Below are 19,432 nucleotides of genomic sequence, written 5' to 3'. Positions count from 1 at the left end.
TTTGGTTTTTAGCTGTAGCTTTCCAACACAAACGAAACTAAAAACCTACAACTCACAACTTTTTTGTACTTTTGATGCTCTTGAAACAGTTAGTATGAACAACCAGAAACGTTTATTTCTTTTAGATGCCTACGCGCTTATTTTTCGTGGGTATTACGCATTTATAAAAAATCCCCGCATCAATTCCAAAGGCTTAGATACATCGGCAATTATGGGTTTTATGAACTCGTTAATGGATGTTATAAAACGCGAACGCCCCGATTATTTGGCGGTAGCTTTTGATAAGGATGGAAGCCAAGCACGATGCGAAATTTTCCCGGAATACAAGGCAAACCGCGATGAAACACCCGAAGCTATTAAAATTGCAATACCTTATATTCATGAGATTTTGCGTGCGATGCACATTCCGATTATCGAAGTTCCGGGAATTGAAGCCGACGATTTAATTGGAACTCTGTCTAAAAAAGCAGAAAAGGAAGGTTTTCAGGTTTTCATGGTAACACCCGATAAAGATTATGCCCAACTGGTTTCCGAAAATATTTTTATGTACCGCCCGGCACGCATGGGCAACGGCATAGAAATTTGGGGCGTTAAAGAAGTGCAGGAAAAGTTTGAGGTGAGCGATCCGTTACAGGTAATCGATTTCTTGGGAATGATGGGCGATGCTGTTGATAATATCCCGGGATTACCAGGCGTTGGCGAAAAAACAGCAAAAAAGTTTTTGGCAGAATTTGGTTCAATGGAAAATTTGTTGGAAAATACCGATAAGTTAACCGGTAAAATGCGTGAGAAGATTGAAGCGAATAAAGAGCTTGGATTACTTTCAAAAAAGCTGGCTCGTATCTTTTTAGATTGTCCGGTAGAGTTTGAAGAAGAATTTTTTAGGTTAGATAAGCCCGATGTGGAAAAAACCGAAGCGATTTTTCAAGAACTGGAATTCCGTAGAATGAAAGAACAGTTCGAGAAGATTTTTGCAGATGAAGTTGCAATGACGCAACCAACACCAATTGGCAAGCAACCTGTGAAAAGCATCGATCAGTTTTCGCTTTTTGAAACGGGCGATACCGAAATTAAAATTACCGATGAAGGTTACTACAAAACTTTATCGAACACCGATCATTTTTACCAGTTGGTTCAAGGGAAATTTGCTGTACAGTTATTCGTAAAAACCTTGTTAGAGCAAACCGAAGTTTGTTTTGATACCGAAACCACCAGTATTGATGCGAATTTGGCAGAATTGGTCGGCATGTCGTTTTCGTACGCAAAAGGTTCGGCTTATTATATTCCGTTCCCGGAAAATCAAACCGAAGCACAAGAATTGATCGAAATTTTGCGTCCGTTTTTAGAGAATGATCAGATAATAAAAATCGGTCAGAATTTAAAATACGATATTAAAGTCCTTAAAAATTATAACGTAGAAGTTAAAGGCTTTTTGTTCGATACCATGATTGCGCATTATTTGATAAATCCGGATATGCGACATAATATGGATGTTTTGTCGGAAACGTATTTGCAATATCAGCCAAAATCGATCGAAGAATTAATCGGTAAAAAAGGCAAAGGTCAAAAATCTATGCGTGATGTTTCGGTTGAAGATGTAAAGGAATATGCAGGTGAGGATGCTGATGTTACCTATCAATTAAAAGAAGTTTTTGCTCCGAAATTAGATCAAAGCAAAACGAGAGAATTGTTTGATAAAATCGAAAGCCCGTTGGTGTCTGTTTTAGCCGAAATGGAATCGGAAGGTATTCGATTAGATGTTGATTATTTAAAAGCACTTTCGATAGAATTATCAACAGAAGCACAAAATCTTCAATCAAAAATATTTGAAACAGCCGGAGAAGAATTCAATTTGGCATCGCCAAAACAGTTGGGAGTTATTCTGTTCGAAAAATTAAAAGTAGGTTTTGGTAAAATTAAAAAAACCAAAACAGGGCAATACGCAACAGGCGAAGAGGTTTTGAGCGATTTAGCGAAAGACAACCAAATTGTTCGCGATATTTTAGAATGGCGCCAAATTGTGAAACTACAAAATACGTATGTTGATGCATTGCCAACACAGATAAACCCCAAAACGGGTCGAGTACATACCGATTATATGCAGGCGGTGGCAGCTACGGGAAGGTTGAGTTCTAATAATCCGAATTTGCAGAATATCCCAATTCGTACCGAACGCGGACAAAAAGTTCGTAGAGCGTTTGTTGCAAGAGATGAAAACCATGTGTTGGTTTCTGCCGATTATTCTCAGATTGAACTGCGTATTATTGCTGCTTTAAGCGAAGAACCAAACATGATTGAATCGTTCAATAAACACGAGGATATTCACAGATCAACCGCTGCAAAAGTTTTTAATGTGGAGTTAGATGAGGTTACACGTGAACAACGAAGCAATGCAAAAACGGTAAATTTCGGAATTATTTACGGCGTTTCGGCATTTGGTTTAAGTCAGCAAACAAGTTTAAGTCGTGCCGAAAGTAAAGAATTAATTGATGCGTATTACGCAACCTATCCAAAATTGCGCGAATATATTAACACGCAAATTGAATTTGCTCGTGAATATGGATATGTACAAACCGTTTCGGGGCGTCGCAGGTATTTAAAAGATATTAATTCGCAAAATGCTGTGGTTCGCGGCGGTGCAGAACGTAATGCGGTAAATGCGCCTATACAAGGATCGGCTGCCGATATCATTAAAATTGCCATGATTAATATTCACAACCGATTGATAAAAGAGAATTTGGAGACCAAAATGTTGTTGCAGGTACACGATGAATTGGTTTTTGATGTTCCTAAAACCGAATTAGAAAAAGTGAAGCCAATTATTAAAGAAGAAATGGAAAATGCTTTTAAATTAGCCGTTCCGTTAGAAGTTGAAATAGGCGAGGGAAGCAATTGGTTAGATGCGCATTAATAAAATTGAAGTTTATAAAACATAAAAAAGCCGCTCGTAACGAGCGGCTTTTTATTTGATTTTAAAACTAAATTACTTTTTCACAATTTTCACAAACTGGCTGTTTTCTTTCGTTTTAATATTCAGCATATAAGTTCCAGAACTTAAACTGCTAAAATCTAACTGAACAGTTTGATTGTCAAAATCACGTTTAATGACCATTCTTCCGTTTAAATCAAACACTTCTACATTTGTAATAACATCTGCATAAGTAATTGTTAAAAGATCACTTACCGGGTTAGGGTAGTATTTCAATTTGCTTAAATCGAAATCGTTTACACCTAAAACAATAATTGTTTCAATAGGTGTTGGTAAACTTGGGCATCCGTTTGCACCGATAATCACTGCATAATAGGTTGTTCCATTCACCAAAGGCATATCCTGACTTAAAGGATTAATTCCATTTAATGCATCTTCATAAGTAATGTACCAGATTACATTAGGTTCATCCATGATTAAATTGCTTATTTCAGCATAATCTGTAAAAGTCTGTGGTGATGCACCTGTTGGACTGTTGGGTCTGCTGTTAATGGTAACTTGTACTTGCGTTCTTGCAGATTCACATCCGTTTTCAACTCGAACCACAAAATAATATCCGCTGATTAAAATATCGGTTAATGGCAATTCGGTCGTAGAACTACTGTTGATAAACCATTTGTGCGATACTCCCGTAGGTTCAGAAACAGTTAAATCTGCCACTGTTGATCCTTCGCATAATGTAAATGGAGCTACAGCCGGAGCTGATATGTTTGTTACACGTACAGCAACCGGAATTTTTGGCGATATACAGTTACCTTCTTGCTGAGCCAAATAATACGTGCCGCTTACTAACACATCTGTTGGTTGTAATGGCGTAGTTGATGCAGCAGTACTATACCAAAGTGCTGTGGCATTAGGTAAAATGTTTGCCGATAATTGAGCCACAGTTCCACTGCCACAAATGTTTTGAACACCCGCTGTTGGAGCAGGAACAGTACTTTGTGCACTTGATACGGTGATTGGTACGCGCACAGATTCACAATTGTTTAATTTTTGCGATACGTAATAAGTTCCGCTAACAATAGCATCGGTATTAGGTATAGGTGTTTGCGATGTTGCAGACGGATACCATACTAATTCTGAACCGCTTATTTGATTTAGATCGATACTTCCATAAGTTAAATCTCCACATACGGTAATTGTTTGCGCTGTTAATGCTGGAAGTGCTGTTGTGTTGATCGTTACTAATACGGCGATTCTTCCCGATTCGCAATTTCCTAATTGTTGTGCTGCATAATAGGTAGTATTATCTACTAAAGGATGTGTACTTGGCAGAGCAGTTGTAGAAGTCGCAGAATCATACCAGTTTATTTGAGATCCGCTTATACCTGTTGCAGTTAAATCGGCAATTGTTCCGGCACCGCAAATTACCTGGGTAAATGATGCTGTAGGTAAACCTAACGGTGTAATGGTAGCTGTAAACGGAATACGTGCCGAATTACATGAACCTAAAACTGCTTCTACGTAATAAGTACCTGTTTGCGAAATAGTGGTGATTGGGGTAGTTGCTGTAGCATCATCATAAAAAACTAATGTTGCACCTTGATGTCCCGTTACAACTACATCGGTTACAGGTGTCACATCACAAAATGTTTGACCTTGAACAATTGGTGTTCCAACATCTGCAACATTAATAGTATAATCTACACTTGTTGAACAACCGCTCGGAGCCGTAAGTAATGCGGTGTAAACCTGTGTTCCACCTAAACTTTGTATGGTGTAAACCGTTAAGGCATTTGTTCCACTCGTATATGGAATTGTTGTAGCTGCGTCTAAGTACAAGTTTGCAGCAGGCGACCATGTTACTTTTGATTGTTCTAAACCGAATCTTAAATCAAGACGGTTTGTTGTTCTTGTTCCGCTTATAGGATCCGGATCGGTAGCGCTTGAACCATGCAATCCAACATTATTGCCTGTAACAGATGTAAAATAGGTTTCTGCATTGTTACCGCTGCCTATTCCTTCTTGTGTTATTTGAACAATGATGTTCGACTGACCATCCCAATAGAAAGGGGTGTTTAATACCATATTCTGAATACCTTGGAAGGTATGCGTGTGTGTTGCTGCAGAGTAAACCGTATGGAAATTTCCGGTAACAAAATTATTGTCAGGGAAAGTGGTGTTTGCTGTCAGCATCATTTTTATAGTATAATTATCGTTGGTCAAACTTGCACCCGAATTTATCGTTTCAAAAGCCAACTCGGTAATGTATCCTGCAGTTGTTAAACCTTGCGCTAATAATTCGGCAGCACTGTAAATATACTGTTGTTTAGAGAATTCTGCACTTTGCACAAAAGCCGATACTTCGCTTGTTGGAGCTGTTGTTGTTGCAAGGTTACCAATTGTAATTGTCCCAGGTAAATCTTCCAAAACGTTAAGTTCAGTAACGGTATTTTTACATACATCGTGAACCGTTGCTAAATTAGGATTTGGTTCTGGTTTGATACCCGAAGTAACCAAAACTGTTTTTATGTGTTCACAAATTCCGTTCGATTGGCTTGCAACTAAAGTATATTCCTGCTCTTGGTTGGTGCTGAATGTCCATCCGTTTACTTCATCGCCACTAACTCCTGTGCTTGGTGTCCATACAAAAGTGTTGTATCCGCCTAAATTAGTTGTAATTGTTACTGCTTCAGTTGCATCCCCTTCACATGAAATAATTTTATCTGTTGATAATTCAAAAGCAGGTTTAGGTGATATGGTAACAGGGACTTCAATTCTTGGAGTTGTACAACCACCGCCGCCAATTTGCCAATTGTAAAACATGTAGTAGTAAGAAGTATTAAAGGTGTTACCTGTAATTGCAATCTGACCAGGAATGCTGTATGGATATACTCCGCCACTACCATTTCTCCAAGTTCCAGCAGATGAACCAAAATTCATTTGATAATTCCCCGGAGGTAATGTAGCCATAATGGGAACGGTCTGTGGATTAGTTTCTCCTGTAATAGTAACTACATCGTTATGTGTATGAACTATAGTTTGTGTTGAAGCATCTCTAATTACAATACTGAAATTATTTCCCATTGCTGATGGTTGAAAAAACATATCAACAGAACTGATAGTAGTGTTGCTATATACTTCAAAATTTAACCATTGTGCAGTAGAGTTCCAAGTAGAATAGTTTCCAATTGATAGATCTGTAGGTCCAAGACTAACCGAATTTGAAATAGTATCACCCGCAGTAACCCAATAACTGGTATTTGCAGATAAAGAGGGTGTTGTGAATGTTGGACCGGTGTGTACTAAATTTCCGTCTTCTTCGGCATCAAACCATTGTACAATTCCTGAATCGAAAATTGCCGTTAGTTCTACCGGACCATAGCCGCAGACTACAGCTGGTGGAGCAGCAATTAAATCAGGATAATCACATAATGTTTGTAGATCTCCGCCAGAAGTCCATGTACTTTCGTCTGTAGTAGAACAAATGACTCTTACATAAACGCTGTATCTGGTAGTAGGATTTAACCCTATAGCATTTATAGTCGTAACGCCAGGAGCTGTTGTTCCAACAAAATCGGCACCCGGATCGCCTGGATTACCTGATTCACGTACTTCTACTTCGTAAGCTACGCCACTAACGTTCATAAGGTCTGTCCAACTAATTGTTGCGCCGTCTTTAAGAACTTTACTTATTGTAATATTTTCAGGTAGTAAAGGTTTACAAGAGGGAGTATTTTCGTAATATACATCGTCAATATGTACCGTACCTGCCGATGTTGTTCCGTTATGTGGTAAATTGAAACCAAAGTAATCATCGGTTGTTTGAGGGAAATAAATAGTATATTCCTGATACGTTGTACCACTTACCAATATAGTATCCAACACGGTAAAATTAGCTGATGATGTAGTACCGTTAGATGTAAATACTTCTAGGATTTGTGGATTGGTACCTGTGCTTCTTGCTGAAAAGCGTACTTGTTTAACCCAATTACCGTTTCCTAAATTATCTGTTTCCGGGGAAATTAATCTTAAATTTTGACCTTGGTTCGTAGTTGTATTTGTACGGTACATTCTGTACGAATTGCTTGGTGATTGTGCATTTGCCGCATTTACATAGCCATAACCTGTTGTAACTACTTCGTCAACATAGCTCCAGCAATACGGGAAATTATTGTTTGATGTGGTGCCTGTTTCAGTAGTATCGAAACCTTCATAGAAATTTCCGGTAACTATTCCGCATAACGTATAAAAGGTTAATGGAAAAGTAGTCCATATTCCGTTGGTTGATCCACAAATACTTCGTACGTATACAACATATTGGGTAGCAGGATCCAACCCGGTAATGTTTACAGATGTTCCGGTTGTTGTTCCAGTTGTTTCTAACCCAACTGTACCTGAACCAGCATCGCCAGAAGTACGTATTTCATATTCGTAACCAGTAACTCCGGTTGCTAAAGAAGCGTCCCAAGATATGGTTGCAGTGTTTCCGGTTATAGCACTTGCATCAATATTCATTGGGAAAATACAAGGCGATAAATCTTCGTAGTAAACATCGTCTATTACTACCGATGATGTCGCTGTAAGACCATTATATGCCATTCTAAAAGCAAAATAATCATCAGTTGTTGCAGGTAGCGGAACAATGTATTCCTGATAAGCAGTATCGTCTTTATATATTGTAGCTATAACTGTAGCATTTGCAGATGTAGTATTATCTGCTAACGATATTATTTCTAATTTGTTGGTATAGCTTGCTAAGTAAGATCTAACCGAAAAACGCAACTGTTTGGTTCCATTTCCAAGATTATCTGTTTCGGGCGAAATTAAAACAAGCTCCTGGGCAGCATTTGTTGTAGAATTGGTTCTGTATAACCTAAACGATTGTGTTGGCGATTGTGCATAGGTAGTACTATTCAATACATACCCATAGCCTGTTGTAGTAACATCGTCTATGTAACTCCAGCAATAAGGATACGTTGCGTTAGATGTAGATCCTGCCGTTGTTGTATCGAAACTTTCATAGAAGTTTCCGGTAATAACACCGCACAAGGTATTAAAAATCTGTGATACAGGATTCCAAATTCCTTCTGTAGTTCCGCATATACTGCGTATATAAACGGTATATTCTACCGAAGGCGATAAACCTGTTACTGTAGTAGAAGTCCCTGTAACAATGCCGGTTGCACCCAATCCGGTTGTTCCCGATCCTGGTGCACCAGAAGAACGAACTTCGTATTCATATCCTGTAACGCTTGTTGAAACCGACGCAGTCCAAGACAAATCTGCCCCCGTCTGGGTTATGTTACCTATTGTTAACGCGGTAGGGAAAAAACAATCTGCTAAATCTTCGTAATAAATATCATCTAAATGAATGGTAGATAGTGTTGTTGTTCCGTTATGCGCCAATCTAAAACCAAAATAATCGTCTGTAGTCGCAGGTAACGGAATAATATATTCTTGATAGGTAAGATAATCAACATTAATAGTTCGTATCACAGTAAAGGTAGCGTTTGCATCGTCGCCGTTTGCGGTTACTATCTCTAAATTGTTCACATTCGTAGCTGTGCCGGCACGAACAGAAAAACGTAATTGTTTGGTTCCGTTACCTAAATTATCGGTTTCGGGCGAAATTAAAATTAAATTCTGTCCTTGATTGGCAGTAGAATTGGTTTTATATAAACGATACGAATTGTTTCCCGATTGTGCATTTGCGGCATTAACATAACCATAACCCGTAGTTGTAACTTGGTCAACATAGCTCCAACAATTTGGGAAATTATTATTTGATGCTGTTCCGGTAGCGGTAGTATCAAATCCCTCATAAAAATTACCTGTAACAACACCGCATAGTGTTTGAAAAGTTAATGATTGTGGATTCCACCTACCCGTTGAAGTTCCACAAACACTTCGTACATAAACTGTATAATTTACAGATGGTGACAAACCTGTAATGTTAGCTGAAACACCAGCAGTATTACCTGATGCTGCTAAGCCGGTTGCTCCTGAACCAGCACCACCGCTTGATCGTACCTCGTATTCATAACCAGTAACATTTGGATCTATTGAAGCAGTCCATGAGATAGTAGCTGTATTCTGGGTAATAGCAGAAACAGTTGCATTTGTAGGGAAAAAACAGGTTTCTAAATCTTCATAAAAAACATCGTCTATAAAAGCATAAGGATAATTTGTAGTGGTAGAACCATTATGCGGAACCCTAAATCCAAAATAATCATCAGTTGTAGCAGGTAATGGAACGATATATTCAGAATAGGTGTTACCTGTAATATCAAATGTAGCTAAAACGGTAGCTGTGGCTGCAGAAGTGTTTCCGTTTAACCGCACAACTTCTAATATACTTGTAACGGTTGTTGAGTTTCCGCGAGCGTAGAAACGTACTTGTTTTGTACCGTTTCCTAAATTAACTGTTTCGGGAGACACCAGCGTTAAATCTTCGTTTACATTTGCTGTAGAACACATTCTGTAAAACCTGAAAAAATTTGGAGGTGATGTTACGGTTGTTGTTGAAGAAGCAGTGTATCCGTAACCTGTTGTAGACATATTGTCAATGTAACTCCAGCAATCGGGGACAGAAGGATTTGTTGTGCCACCGGTAGGCGTAGTGTCAAAATTTTCACTAAAGTTTCCTGCTATTGCAGTACATGTAGGTTGCGCATGCGTTTCATTGAACGCTAATAACGCCAAAATTAAGAAGGCTTTGGGCAGCAGCCAACTAATCTGACGTTGAAAAAGGGTTAGTTTCTTTTTCATTTTTTAGATTATTATATGTTGTTAGTAATTTATAAAAATAAAATATTTAATTTAAAAAAATAAACAAAACGGCACTTTTTCTGTTTTTTAACATTAAAAATGTCGCTTTTAGTGATATTTTCGTAATTGTGTTGATTTTAAGAGATATATTTTTGTGTTGCTGATGTTTTACTTTGTCAATACATCTAATTAGTCAAGTTAACCTTAGTATAGATTTACTAAAAGGTTCAAAAATTTATGCAATTCAAAAATAAACCCTACAAATTTGTATAGTAAAATAAATTGTTTAATTTTGCACTCCCTTTATTGGGAATGGAATGTTTAATTAAAATTAATTTATTGTGGAAAGTTTAAGCTACAAGACAGTATCAGCAAACAAAGCAACCGTTCAGAAAGAATGGGTTGTTGTAGACGCTGACGGTCATAACTTAGGACGTCTTGCATCAAAAGTAGCAATGTTACTTAGAGGTAAGTACAAACCAAGTTATACACCTCACGTAGACTGTGGTGATAATGTAATTATTATCAACGCAGAAAAGATCAACTTAACAGGTAACAAATTGAATGACAAAACGTACATTCGTCACACAGGTTACCCAGGTGGTCAAAGAGAATTAACAGCAAAAGTAATGCAACAAAAAAATCCTGCATTATTAGTAGAAAAAGCTGTAAAAGGAATGTTACCTAAAAACAAATTAGGTGCGCAATTATTCCGTAATTTAAATGTAAATGTTGGTTCAGAGCACAAACACGAGGCTCAAAAACCTAAAACCGTTAATTTAAACGAAATTAAGTAATGGCAGTTATTCACAAAATCGGTAGAAGAAAAACCGCAGTAGCTCGTGTTTATGTTACAGAAGGTTCTGGTAACATCACAGTGAACAAAAAAGAATTCGCAACTTATTTCCCAACGGCAACATTACAGTACAAAGTTATGCAACCACTTTCTATGACAGAAAATGCAGAAAACTTTGACGTAAAAGTAAATGTTTACGGTGGTGGAACAACAGGGCAGGCAGAAGCTGTACGTATGGCTATTGCACGTGCAATGTGTGAAGTTGACGCTGAAAACAGAGCAATCTTAAAACCAGAAGGTTTATTAACGCGTGACCCACGTATGGTTGAGCGTAAAAAATTCGGTCAGAAGAAAGCTCGTAAGAGATTCCAATTCTCTAAACGTTAATATTTTATATTATTATTTAATAAAAAATCTAAGTTTTTGTTGTCGCTGGCCGAGGTCAGAGGTAGTTTAGCATCTAAATGAGGCCTAATAGCAAAAGGCTTATGGCTTAAAGCTTGATGGAACATTGCTAACACAAGAACGTAAACTATTACAAAAATGGCAAACAAAGTAGAAGTTAAAGAATTACTAGAAGCAGGTGTACACTTTGGACACATGACTAGAAAATGGGATCCAAACATGGCTCCTTACATCTATATGGAGCGTAATGGTATTCACATTATCAATCTATATAAAACAGCAGCTAAAATCGAAGAAGCTAACGAAGCTTTAAAGAAAATAGCAGCATCAGGTCGTAAAGTATTATTCGTAGCGACTAAAAAACAAGCAAAAGATATCGTTGCTGAAAAAGCAGCAGCAGCAAACATGCCTTACATTACTGAGCGTTGGCCAGGTGGTATGTTAACTAACTTCGTTACTATTCGTAAAGCTGTTAAAAAAATGGCTTCTATCGATCGTATGAAGAAAGACGGTACATTTATGACTCTTTCTAAAAAAGAGCGTTTACAAGTTGACCGTTTACGTGCTAAATTAGAAAAGAACTTAGGTTCTATTGCTGATATGACACGTTTACCGGCTGCATTATTTGTAGTTGATATCAAAGCTGAACACATCGCAGTAAAAGAAGCTCAAAAATTAAACATTCCAGTATTTGCAATGGTTGATACAAACTCTGACCCACGCGAGGTTGATTATGTAATTCCAGCAAATGACGATGCTTCTAAATCAATCGATAAAGTATTATCTTTAGTAACCACAGCTATCATTGAAGGAAATTCTGAAAGAAAATCTGAAAAAGAAGAAGCTGTAAAAACTGAAGCACAAACTACTGCACAGGAGTAATCTTAACAGTATCTTAAAGTCGTTATGCTGATGGTTTCATATCTTTGGATCTATCACTAACGACTTTTTTCTTTTTAATAATAATTCATTTAATTCTTATACAATGGCAAATATTACTGCTGCAGACGTAAATAAATTAAGACAAGTTACAGGTGCCGGAATGATGGACTGTAAAAAAGCTTTAGTTGAAGCTGAAGGAGATTTTGATAAAGCAATCCAAATCTTACGTGAAAAAGGACAAAAAGTTGCTGCTAACCGTTCAGACCGTGAGTCTAGCGAAGGTGCTGCTGTTTCTTTTATCAACGCAGATAACACTAAAGGTGCTATTATTACTTTAAACTGCGAAACTGATTTCGTTGGTAAAAACGAAGCATTCGTTGCTTTGGCTAAAGAATTAGTTGAAAAAGCAATCAATTTCGATTCTAAAGAAGCTTTCTTAGCTTCTCAATACAACGATTCAATGACAGTTGCTGAGAAATTAATCGAGCAAACTGGAGTTATTGGTGAGAAAATCGAAATCGGTGGTTTCGAAATCTTAGAAGGTGCTTTCGTTGGAACGTACGTTCACGGAAACAAAATTGCTGCTTTAACAGCTTTATCTTCTAAAATTGATGGTGCAGAAGCGTTAGCAAAAGATGTTTCTATGCAAGTAGCTTCTATGGGTGCAGATACATTATCTTACAAAGATTTTGATCCTACATTCGTAGCAAACGAAACAGCTGCACGTATTGCTGTGATCGAAAAAGAAAACGAAGAATTAGCACGTTTAGGTAAAACATTGAAAAATGTACCTAAATACATTTCTTACGCACAGTTAACTGATGCCGTTTTGGCTCAAGCAGAGGAAGATGCTAAAGCAGAATTAAAAGCAGAAGGTAAACCAGAACAAATTTGGGATAAAATTTTACCAGGTAAAATCGCTCGTTTTATTTCTGATAACACTACTTTAGATCAAGAAAAAGCGTTATTAGACCAAAACTTTATTAAAGACGATTCTAAAAAAGTTGGTGATTACGTTAAAGGACACAATGTTGAAATCGCAGGATTTAAACGTGTATCTTTAGGATAATTTACAATTTTTATTAATACTAAAAACCCCAAATCAAATGAATTTGGGGTTTTGTTTTATAGTAGATTTATCTAATATTTTTATGATTTCAATGTAACAAAATGTTGTCCTATGATACTAATATAAAAAAATATTAATGAAAAACATAATACTTCTATTGTCCTTGTTCTTTACAGGGTTGATAAACGCACAAAACATAAAAATTGAAGGAGTTGTAACATTTGAAGGTGAACCAATCCCCGAAACCTTTATTACCATTAAAACCAGTCAGGTTTATAATGCTACTACAAACGAGGAAGGATATTTCTCTGTCGAAATTCCTGAAAATGTAACGCACTACACCATTACTTGGGAGCATTCACAATTTAAGGCTCAAACAAAATCATTAAAATACATCGCAGATCAAAAGTTAGATTTGCAGTTTACCGAACAGCAAGATGAAGTTTTAGACGCAATCGTGATAGATCAAACCAATAAAAATATTCGCAGATTTGCAGATAAAACGGTGGTTGATGTAGAGAATTTGACCGTTTTAAATTCGGGAAGTGTGTTTGATGCGGTTAATAAATTACCCGGAGTTTTGGTTACGGCTAATGGGCAAATTGCGCATAACGGAAAATTGGCAACTATCTTTTTAGATGGCGAGCCAACGGGAATGAATGGCGATCAACTGACAAACTTTCTTAAAAACCTTCCGGCAAATACGGTTAAAAGTATCGAAATCATTGATCGACCGGGAGCAAAATATAGTGCGACTTTCAACGGAACTATTATAAATGTCATTACCAAATCGGCTAAAATCGAAGGTGTCAGCGGGAGTTTCATGCAACAAAACACAATAAATAGTCGTATTAAAAATACTACATCGGCACAAATTATGTTCAAAAAGAACAAATTCAGCTGGAACATGAATACCGGTTACACGCATCACGAGGGCAATACCAATTCGTTAAACGAATTTAGTTATATGAGCAACGGCACGCAGATTAAAGCACGCGAAAATTACTGGAACAATCAATGGTATCAAAATTATTATTTACGAAATAATTGGCAGTATAAAGTGAGCGATTTAGCCAATTTAACGCTTAAATACAACTTTAACCACACGTACAGCAAACCACAAACGCTCGGCAATATGTTTAACGCCTTTGGCGATACCGAAACGGCTTACAAACAGCGAACTTTGGGAAAAAGCAATAATAATATGCACGAATTGCAGTTTGTTTATTCGCAAAAGTTAGATACCGTTGGAACCAATTTTACGCTGACATCGAACACCGAATTCCAGAATAATACCAATAGCAATCAGTTGTTTGTGGAAGATCAAATGGCATCGACTATTTTGGCTGATAACAATTTTGTGTACAGCCAAACCAAAGCAGATTTTGAAACACCTTTTAAAACTATTAACGGCAATTTATCGCTGGGTGCGCATTACACACATTCGGTTTCAACCAATAACGGATCGTACATTTGGGATCAGGCGCGAAACTACATTCCGTACGATTTTAAATACACCAACAAAGCCGCTTATGCAAGTGTATCAAGCAATATTAGTTCGTTAATGATTTCGGCAGGTTTGCGATTAGAAAATCTAACGTATCAGTCCGAAACTGCTGTCGATTCTTTAAATTTAAAGCAAGATTACACTAATCTTTTTCCTACGGTTACCTTGAAATATCCTGTAATGTCGGGCGTTTATTTAAGCGCGGGGTACAGCAAACGTATGAATTTACCGGGAGCGCAATCGTTCAATCCAAACGTAACTTCGCAAAACAGTTTGTTGGTTTCAAACGCAGGAAATCCCAACCTAAAACCAGAAATTAGTCATAATATGAATGCTACGTTAACGGTGTTCGATTATATTTATTTCAGTTACAATCTATCTAAAATGCCCAATCAAAATGTGGTTTTTTACGAAATTACGCCAAATGGTACGTTGGAATCTAAATCGCATAATATCGAAAACGGAATTTCGCAAAGTTTCAATATGGGTGTGCCGATTCCTTACGCCATGTTTACCAAAGGAATTAAAAACATGATTAACGATAGAAACGGATTGAATATTGATGAATTGTCGTTTACGTATTTAAATGCTGGATATTTTAAAACAAGGTATGATGATGTGATTCCGAATCGATTTCAAAAAGGAGCGTTTTACATTTTTACCTATTCGCAGTTTTATTTAGGAAACAATTCGCGCATTTTTGTTACGTATTACAACATGTTTAAAGGAGTGATGAATTTGTACGAACTAAACAAACCGGCACAAAATTTAAGTATTACCTTTAATAAAAAGTTTTGGGATAATAAGCTGAATGTAAATGTGGGTGTTGATAATGTATTGAATACCGATGGTTTTGATGTAAATGTTTTTGGAAATGGTTTGCAAATGCGCACCGAAACCTTAAACGAACGCCGTATGTTTAAAGTAGGATTAACCTTTAACTTTGGGTCGTTTAAAGATCAAAACCAACAAATGTTTCCGCAAGGAACACCACCTTTTAAAACGAATTAGAATTATAAAAAACAACCCCAAATTTGTTAGAATTTGGGGTTTTGATTTACTTTTCGCTCTCTTTCAGAAATCTTAAACGCTCTCCTGCGTCTGGATCACCCAAAAAATACCATATTTGATATTCAGTACCTTTCTTAAAGACATTTAAGCCAGAAAGAGCGACTTGTTTTTCATATGTTAAAATAAGTTCTGATTTGTTTTCTAACATATTAATTTTCCAATTCCCTTTTTGAATCTTATCATCATTATTTGATAAAGCTGAAGGATTAAATAAATCAATAGATTTATTTGATTGGAAAGAACCATCCTTATTAAAAATGATGTAAATACTATCAGTTAAACCTTCTTCCAATAATAAATATTTATAAGAAAATTTATCAAGTTTCCATTTTCCTAATACATCTTCTTTTGAATATTGTACATTTTCAGTTTGAATTTTATTATCAATTCCATATCCTCCATTGCATGAAAATAAAATAGTGCAAAGAAAAAAGGTTATTATTACCCTCATAAAATGATTTATATTTGTAAAAGATAAATTTAGTAAAAAAAACTATGGAAAAAACACGTTGCAATTGGGTATCAAACGATGAACTGTATATAAAATATCACGACGAAGAATGGGGAAAACCCGTTTATGATGATAAAGTTTTGTTTGAATTTTTAGTGTTGGAATCTTTTCAGGCGGGTTTAAGCTGGATTACGATTTTAAAAAAGCGCGAGAATTTCCGCAAAGCATTTGATAATTTCAACGATAAAAAAATTGCGAAATATGATGATGCTAAAATTGAAGAATTGTTGCAAAACGAAGGTATTATTCGTCATCGCGGTAAAATTGAAGCTACCATAAACAATGCACGAGTTTTTCAGGAAATTCAAAAAGAATTTGGTTCCTTCTCTGATTATTTATGGAAATACGTTAACGGAAAACAGATTGACAATAAACTAAAAAGTATTAAAGATGTTGTTGCCAAAACAGAAATATCCGATGCTTTGGCAAAAGATCTAAAAAAACGCGGTTTTAAATTTATGGGATCAACTACCGTTTATGCTTTTATGCAGGCGATTGGTATGGTAAACGATCATATTACTTCGTGTTTTTGTTATAAAAAGGTGTGATTAATTTATGTTTCTTTTTCAAAGCCACATGCTTTACATTTTCGAACATTTTTATAGTATATGGGATAGGTTTGAAACATAAACGAAATAATCATTGCAAAAAATCCTTTTATATTTTTGACAGATTTATAATTGTTATAAAAAGTATTACTGCCGCAATTCTCGCAAGTGATATTGGATTGATTTTGCTCTAAATAAATGTTTTCTTCTTGGATTATTTTTAAAGCGGTATCAAAATCTTCTTTTTTAACTTTTAATTTAATTCCACCAACAGCAAAAGAATAAAGGGGATTGGTTGCTACAACACTTTCATCTTGTAAAAAGCAATATATAGATTCACTTTCTAATTTTGTTTTTAAAAGGTGAGCTTCAATATAATTGTCAAAAGTTTTTAATGTTATCAATTCCATTCTTTTCTGAATTAGAAATAAAAATACAAAAATTACTCATTATAAGTTACAAGAAGTTCCTTATTCAAAATCTGCATAAACAAATCACGCGGAATTTCTTCGCAACCTAATTGTGCTAAATAATCGTTATAAACTTGGCAATCAATTAGTTGATAATTATCTGCTTTTAATTTATTGGTTAAATGTATAAATGCAATTTTAGAAGCGTTTGATACTATAGAAAACATACTTTCGCCACAAAAAATATGTCCTAAATCAATACCGTACAAACCGCCAACCAATTCATTATCCTGCCAAACCTCAACCGATTTTGCGTAACCTAATTCGTGTAATTTGGCATAGGCTTCCAGCATTTCATCGGTGATCCAAGTTCCTAATTGTCCGTTGCGTTTTACTTGCTGGCAATTTGTAATAACCTTTTTAAAAGCAGTATTGAATGTTACTTTAAAGATATTTCTATTGATGATATTTCGAGTAGATTTTGATATCTTCAACTGATTTAAAAACAAAACCATGCGTTCTTCGGGAGCAAACCAGGTAATTTCCTCACCATCTTCAAACCAAGGGAAAATTCCGCTTTTGTAAGCTAAAATTAATCGTTCGGTTGATAAATCACCACCAAAAGCAACAATGCCCGACGAATGGGCTGTTTCAACATTAGGAAAATAGAGTTCTTTGGTAAGTTTGTACATTTTATGATATTTGAAACCACATAGCCACATAGCTTTTACCACAGATTCACAGGTGTATATTTAATAATTAACTTAAACCGTTGGATGTAATTCAAAATAAATAAAAATTAACAACATAGGCGAATAGAATTATAACTAATTGTTAAAGATAGAATAGAAAATTTTATGATTTTTCATATAGTTTGCTATGCGAAAAGTAAAACGTCTGTCATAATCTTTTAAAACATAAGAAAAATCTATGTTTCTATGTGGTGAATTCTTTGTAAGATTTTTTAAATTAAAATCTGTGAATCTGTGGTTTTTACGATGCTTAAATTTCTTTGTGGTTATAAATTAAAAAATCCCGATTACAAATGTAATCAGGATTCAAAATTATCGTTTTTCTTTCAATATTAAAAAGGCAAATCGTCTTCTGCTTCTTGATTTTGATTAAAATTCGGAGCAGGAGGGAAGCCTGAATTGTTGTTGTTTGCATAACCGCCACCTTGGTTTTCAAACGGATTTGGTTGCCCGTATCCTTGACCTTGTTGTGGTTGGTTGTAGCCTTGTTGCGGTTGACCGTAACCACCACCTTGTGGAGCGCCATAACCTTGTTGTGGTTGGTTGTAGCCTTGTTGCGCTTGTGGGCGATCGATTCTCCAACCTTGGATCGAGTTAAAATAACGTGTTTCTCCTTGCGGATTAACCCATTCTCTACCGCGTAAATTGATTCCTACGCGAACTTGTTCGCCTGGTTGAAAACTGTTTAATAAATCGCATTTATCTTGCGTAAATTCAATTAAAATATGTTGCGGATATTGCTCTTCGGTTGTTACAACCACTTCTCTTTTTCTAAATGTTGGGCTTACATCTTGTACAGGACCAACCATTTTAATTCTTCCTAAAACTTCCATTTGCTATTTTTTTGCTGCTAAAATTGTTTTCCAAGCCAATGTTACTTCATTCAGACTTAAAAATTCTTTAGCTTTTTTATAAATTAATTCGCTGTTATTATTGTTAACCCAATCTGTAATTTCAGGGTTTTCATTTAAAAATGCTTCAACGTCATTGGTAGTTGGCAGTACTTCTACATTGCCTAAAATACCTAAATCGTTCCCTGCAAATATACCACTTTTTTTTGCATTTTCGGGTATCGCATCAACGCCAATTCCTAAAGTGGTCAATGGTTTTTCAACCTCGAACATTCCCGGTGTGGCGCGTGTGTACCAGTTGCCGCCCATACGAGCAATCAAATCAATTTTATGCTGATCGATACCACCTTTACCATCTAAAACATCTTCAGAAATATGAATTTTTACTACTTCGCAAATAATCATATTTCCGGCACCACCCTGATCGCCCAAAGCAATAATATCGTTCACTTTACATTCTAACTGTACCGGACTTTCGGCAACTCGGAATGGTTTCACCACATCAGAAGGTAGTTTTGTAAAGCCCGATTTTATAAATTCATCAACCCCGTCGCCATATTCTGTAGACGATAACGAAAGTTGCTGCACCATATCGTAATTTGCAATGTTTACAACCACTTCTTTAGTAGCTTCGCAGTTTAACAGCGTGTGTTTTACGGTGTTGTTGCGAACTCTGCGTGCCGGCGAAAAAACCAGAATTGGCGGGTTAGAACTAAACAAATTAAAAAAACTAAAAGGCGATAAATTCGGATTTCCCTCTTCATCAACCGTACTGGCAAAAGCAATTGGGCGCGGACCCACAGCTCCCTGCAAATATGCCTGAACTTGAACCGGAGTTAAATCGGTTGGATTAATGCTTAACATACATAAATTGGTTTAAACAAATATAAGTATTGCACTGAAAATTTAAGGTTCAATTTTCAAAATATT

13 protein-coding genes are annotated in these 19,432 nt (G+C 36.2%); 7 read left to right on the top strand and 6 right to left on the bottom strand.

Annotation, left to right across the window (positions count from 1 at the left end; all coding sequences use genetic code 11):
* Nucleotides 1-94 precede the first annotated feature (94 nt).
* A complete protein-coding gene (gene polA, locus BM253_RS09955; protein ID WP_091523205.1) occupies nt 95-2,911 on the top strand; it encodes a DNA polymerase I in 2,817 nt (938 codons plus the stop codon).
* A 72-nt stretch (nt 2,912-2,983) separates the two neighbouring features.
* Here the strand turns inward: polA and BM253_RS09950 are convergent, their stop codons facing one another.
* Nucleotides 2,984-9,700 carry an Ig-like domain-containing protein gene (locus BM253_RS09950; protein ID WP_091523201.1) on the bottom strand — a complete coding sequence of 2,239 codons (6,717 nt, stop codon included), beginning with the start codon at nt 9,698-9,700 and terminating at the stop codon, nt 2,984-2,986.
* 341 nt (nt 9,701-10,041) lie between these two features.
* On the opposite strand from BM253_RS09950, the gene rplM reads away from it, so the two are divergent.
* The 5 genes from rplM (at nt 10,042) to BM253_RS09925 (ending at nt 15,370) form a co-directional block, all read left to right on the top strand.
* The gene (rplM, locus tag BM253_RS09945; protein WP_091523197.1) at nt 10,042-10,497 is read left to right on the top strand and encodes a 50S ribosomal protein L13; all 456 of its coding nucleotides are present in this window, start codon (nt 10,042-10,044) and stop codon (nt 10,495-10,497) included.
* Entirely contained in the window at nt 10,497-10,883 is a 387-nt protein-coding gene (gene rpsI, locus BM253_RS09940) for a 30S ribosomal protein S9 (RefSeq protein ID WP_091523194.1), read from the top strand. The genes rplM and rpsI overlap by 1 nt, the downstream gene beginning before the upstream one ends.
* 156 nt (nt 10,884-11,039) lie before the next feature.
* Nucleotides 11,040-11,783, top strand: coding sequence for a 30S ribosomal protein S2 (rpsB, locus tag BM253_RS09935; RefSeq protein ID WP_091523191.1), 744 nt, complete (start codon nt 11,040-11,042; stop codon nt 11,781-11,783).
* Nucleotides 11,784-11,886: 103 nt separating this feature from the next.
* On the top strand, nt 11,887-12,852 hold the full coding sequence (gene tsf / locus BM253_RS09930) for a translation elongation factor Ts (protein WP_091523188.1): 966 nt from the start codon (nt 11,887-11,889) through the stop codon (nt 12,850-12,852).
* Between the two features lie 136 nt (nt 12,853-12,988).
* Nucleotides 12,989-15,370 (top strand): TonB-dependent receptor domain-containing protein, encoded by a 2,382-nt coding sequence (locus BM253_RS09925; RefSeq protein WP_091523184.1) that lies wholly within the window; start codon nt 12,989-12,991, stop codon nt 15,368-15,370.
* Nucleotides 15,371-15,416: 46 nt separating this feature from the next.
* Here the strand turns inward: BM253_RS09925 and BM253_RS09920 are convergent, their stop codons facing one another.
* Entirely contained in the window at nt 15,417-15,881 is a 465-nt protein-coding gene (locus tag BM253_RS09920; protein ID WP_091523181.1) for a hypothetical protein, read from the bottom strand.
* 44 nt (nt 15,882-15,925) lie between these two features.
* Between BM253_RS09920 and BM253_RS09915 the strand changes: the two genes are divergently transcribed.
* Complete coding sequence (locus BM253_RS09915) at nt 15,926-16,489, top strand: DNA-3-methyladenine glycosylase I (RefSeq protein ID WP_091523178.1); 564 nt, start codon at nt 15,926-15,928, stop codon at nt 16,487-16,489.
* Between the two features lie 5 nt (nt 16,490-16,494).
* Here the strand turns inward: BM253_RS09915 and BM253_RS09910 are convergent, their stop codons facing one another.
* The 4 genes from BM253_RS09910 to BM253_RS09895 form a co-directional block, all read right to left on the bottom strand.
* The gene (locus tag BM253_RS09910; protein WP_091523175.1) at nt 16,495-16,899 is read right to left on the bottom strand and encodes a putative signal transducing protein; all 405 of its coding nucleotides are present in this window, start codon (nt 16,897-16,899) and stop codon (nt 16,495-16,497) included.
* 32 nt (nt 16,900-16,931) lie between these two features.
* Nucleotides 16,932-17,591: a leucyl/phenylalanyl-tRNA--protein transferase gene (aat, locus tag BM253_RS09905; RefSeq protein ID WP_091523171.1), complete on the bottom strand. Its 660-nt coding sequence runs from the start codon at nt 17,589-17,591 to the stop codon at nt 16,932-16,934.
* Between the two features lie 392 nt (nt 17,592-17,983).
* Nucleotides 17,984-18,484, bottom strand: a complete 501-nt coding sequence (locus BM253_RS09900) for a DUF3127 domain-containing protein (RefSeq protein WP_091523168.1) — start codon at nt 18,482-18,484, stop codon at nt 17,984-17,986.
* A gap of 3 nt (nt 18,485-18,487) precedes the next feature.
* On the bottom strand, nt 18,488-19,366 hold the full coding sequence (locus tag BM253_RS09895; RefSeq protein ID WP_091523165.1) for a flavin reductase family protein: 879 nt from the start codon (nt 19,364-19,366) through the stop codon (nt 18,488-18,490).
* Between the last annotated feature and the right edge of the window lie 66 nt (nt 19,367-19,432).

The sequence above is a fragment of the Paenimyroides ummariense genome, from assembly GCF_900115115.1.
Classification (GTDB): Bacteria; Bacteroidota; Bacteroidia; order Flavobacteriales; family Flavobacteriaceae; genus Flavobacterium; species Flavobacterium ummariense.
This window is presented reverse-complemented; position numbering and strand designations above follow the sequence as displayed.

What these genes read in the sequence shown, in the direction of transcription:
- polA (WP_091523205.1), top strand. Translation starts at nt 95, where the DNA reads ATGAACAACCAGAAACGTTTATTTCTTTTAGATGCCTACGCGCTTATT.
- BM253_RS09950 (WP_091523201.1), bottom strand. Translation starts at nt 9,700, where the DNA reads ATGAAAAAGAAACTAACCCTTTTTCAACGTCAGATTAGTTGGCTGCTG.
- rpsI (WP_091523194.1), top strand. Translation starts at nt 10,497, where the DNA reads ATGGCAGTTATTCACAAAATCGGTAGAAGAAAAACCGCAGTAGCTCGT.
- rpsB (WP_091523191.1), top strand. Translation starts at nt 11,040, where the DNA reads ATGGCAAACAAAGTAGAAGTTAAAGAATTACTAGAAGCAGGTGTACAC.
- tsf (WP_091523188.1), top strand. Translation starts at nt 11,887, where the DNA reads ATGGCAAATATTACTGCTGCAGACGTAAATAAATTAAGACAAGTTACA.
- BM253_RS09925 (WP_091523184.1), top strand. Translation starts at nt 12,989, where the DNA reads ATGAAAAACATAATACTTCTATTGTCCTTGTTCTTTACAGGGTTGATA.
- BM253_RS09920 (WP_091523181.1), bottom strand. Translation starts at nt 15,881, where the DNA reads ATGAGGGTAATAATAACCTTTTTTCTTTGCACTATTTTATTTTCATGC.
- BM253_RS09915 (WP_091523178.1), top strand. Translation starts at nt 15,926, where the DNA reads ATGGAAAAAACACGTTGCAATTGGGTATCAAACGATGAACTGTATATA.
- BM253_RS09910 (WP_091523175.1), bottom strand. Translation starts at nt 16,899, where the DNA reads ATGGAATTGATAACATTAAAAACTTTTGACAATTATATTGAAGCTCAC.
- aat (WP_091523171.1), bottom strand. Translation starts at nt 17,591, where the DNA reads ATGTACAAACTTACCAAAGAACTCTATTTTCCTAATGTTGAAACAGCC.
- BM253_RS09900 (WP_091523168.1), bottom strand. Translation starts at nt 18,484, where the DNA reads ATGGAAGTTTTAGGAAGAATTAAAATGGTTGGTCCTGTACAAGATGTA.
- BM253_RS09895 (WP_091523165.1), bottom strand. Translation starts at nt 19,366, where the DNA reads ATGTTAAGCATTAATCCAACCGATTTAACTCCGGTTCAAGTTCAGGCA.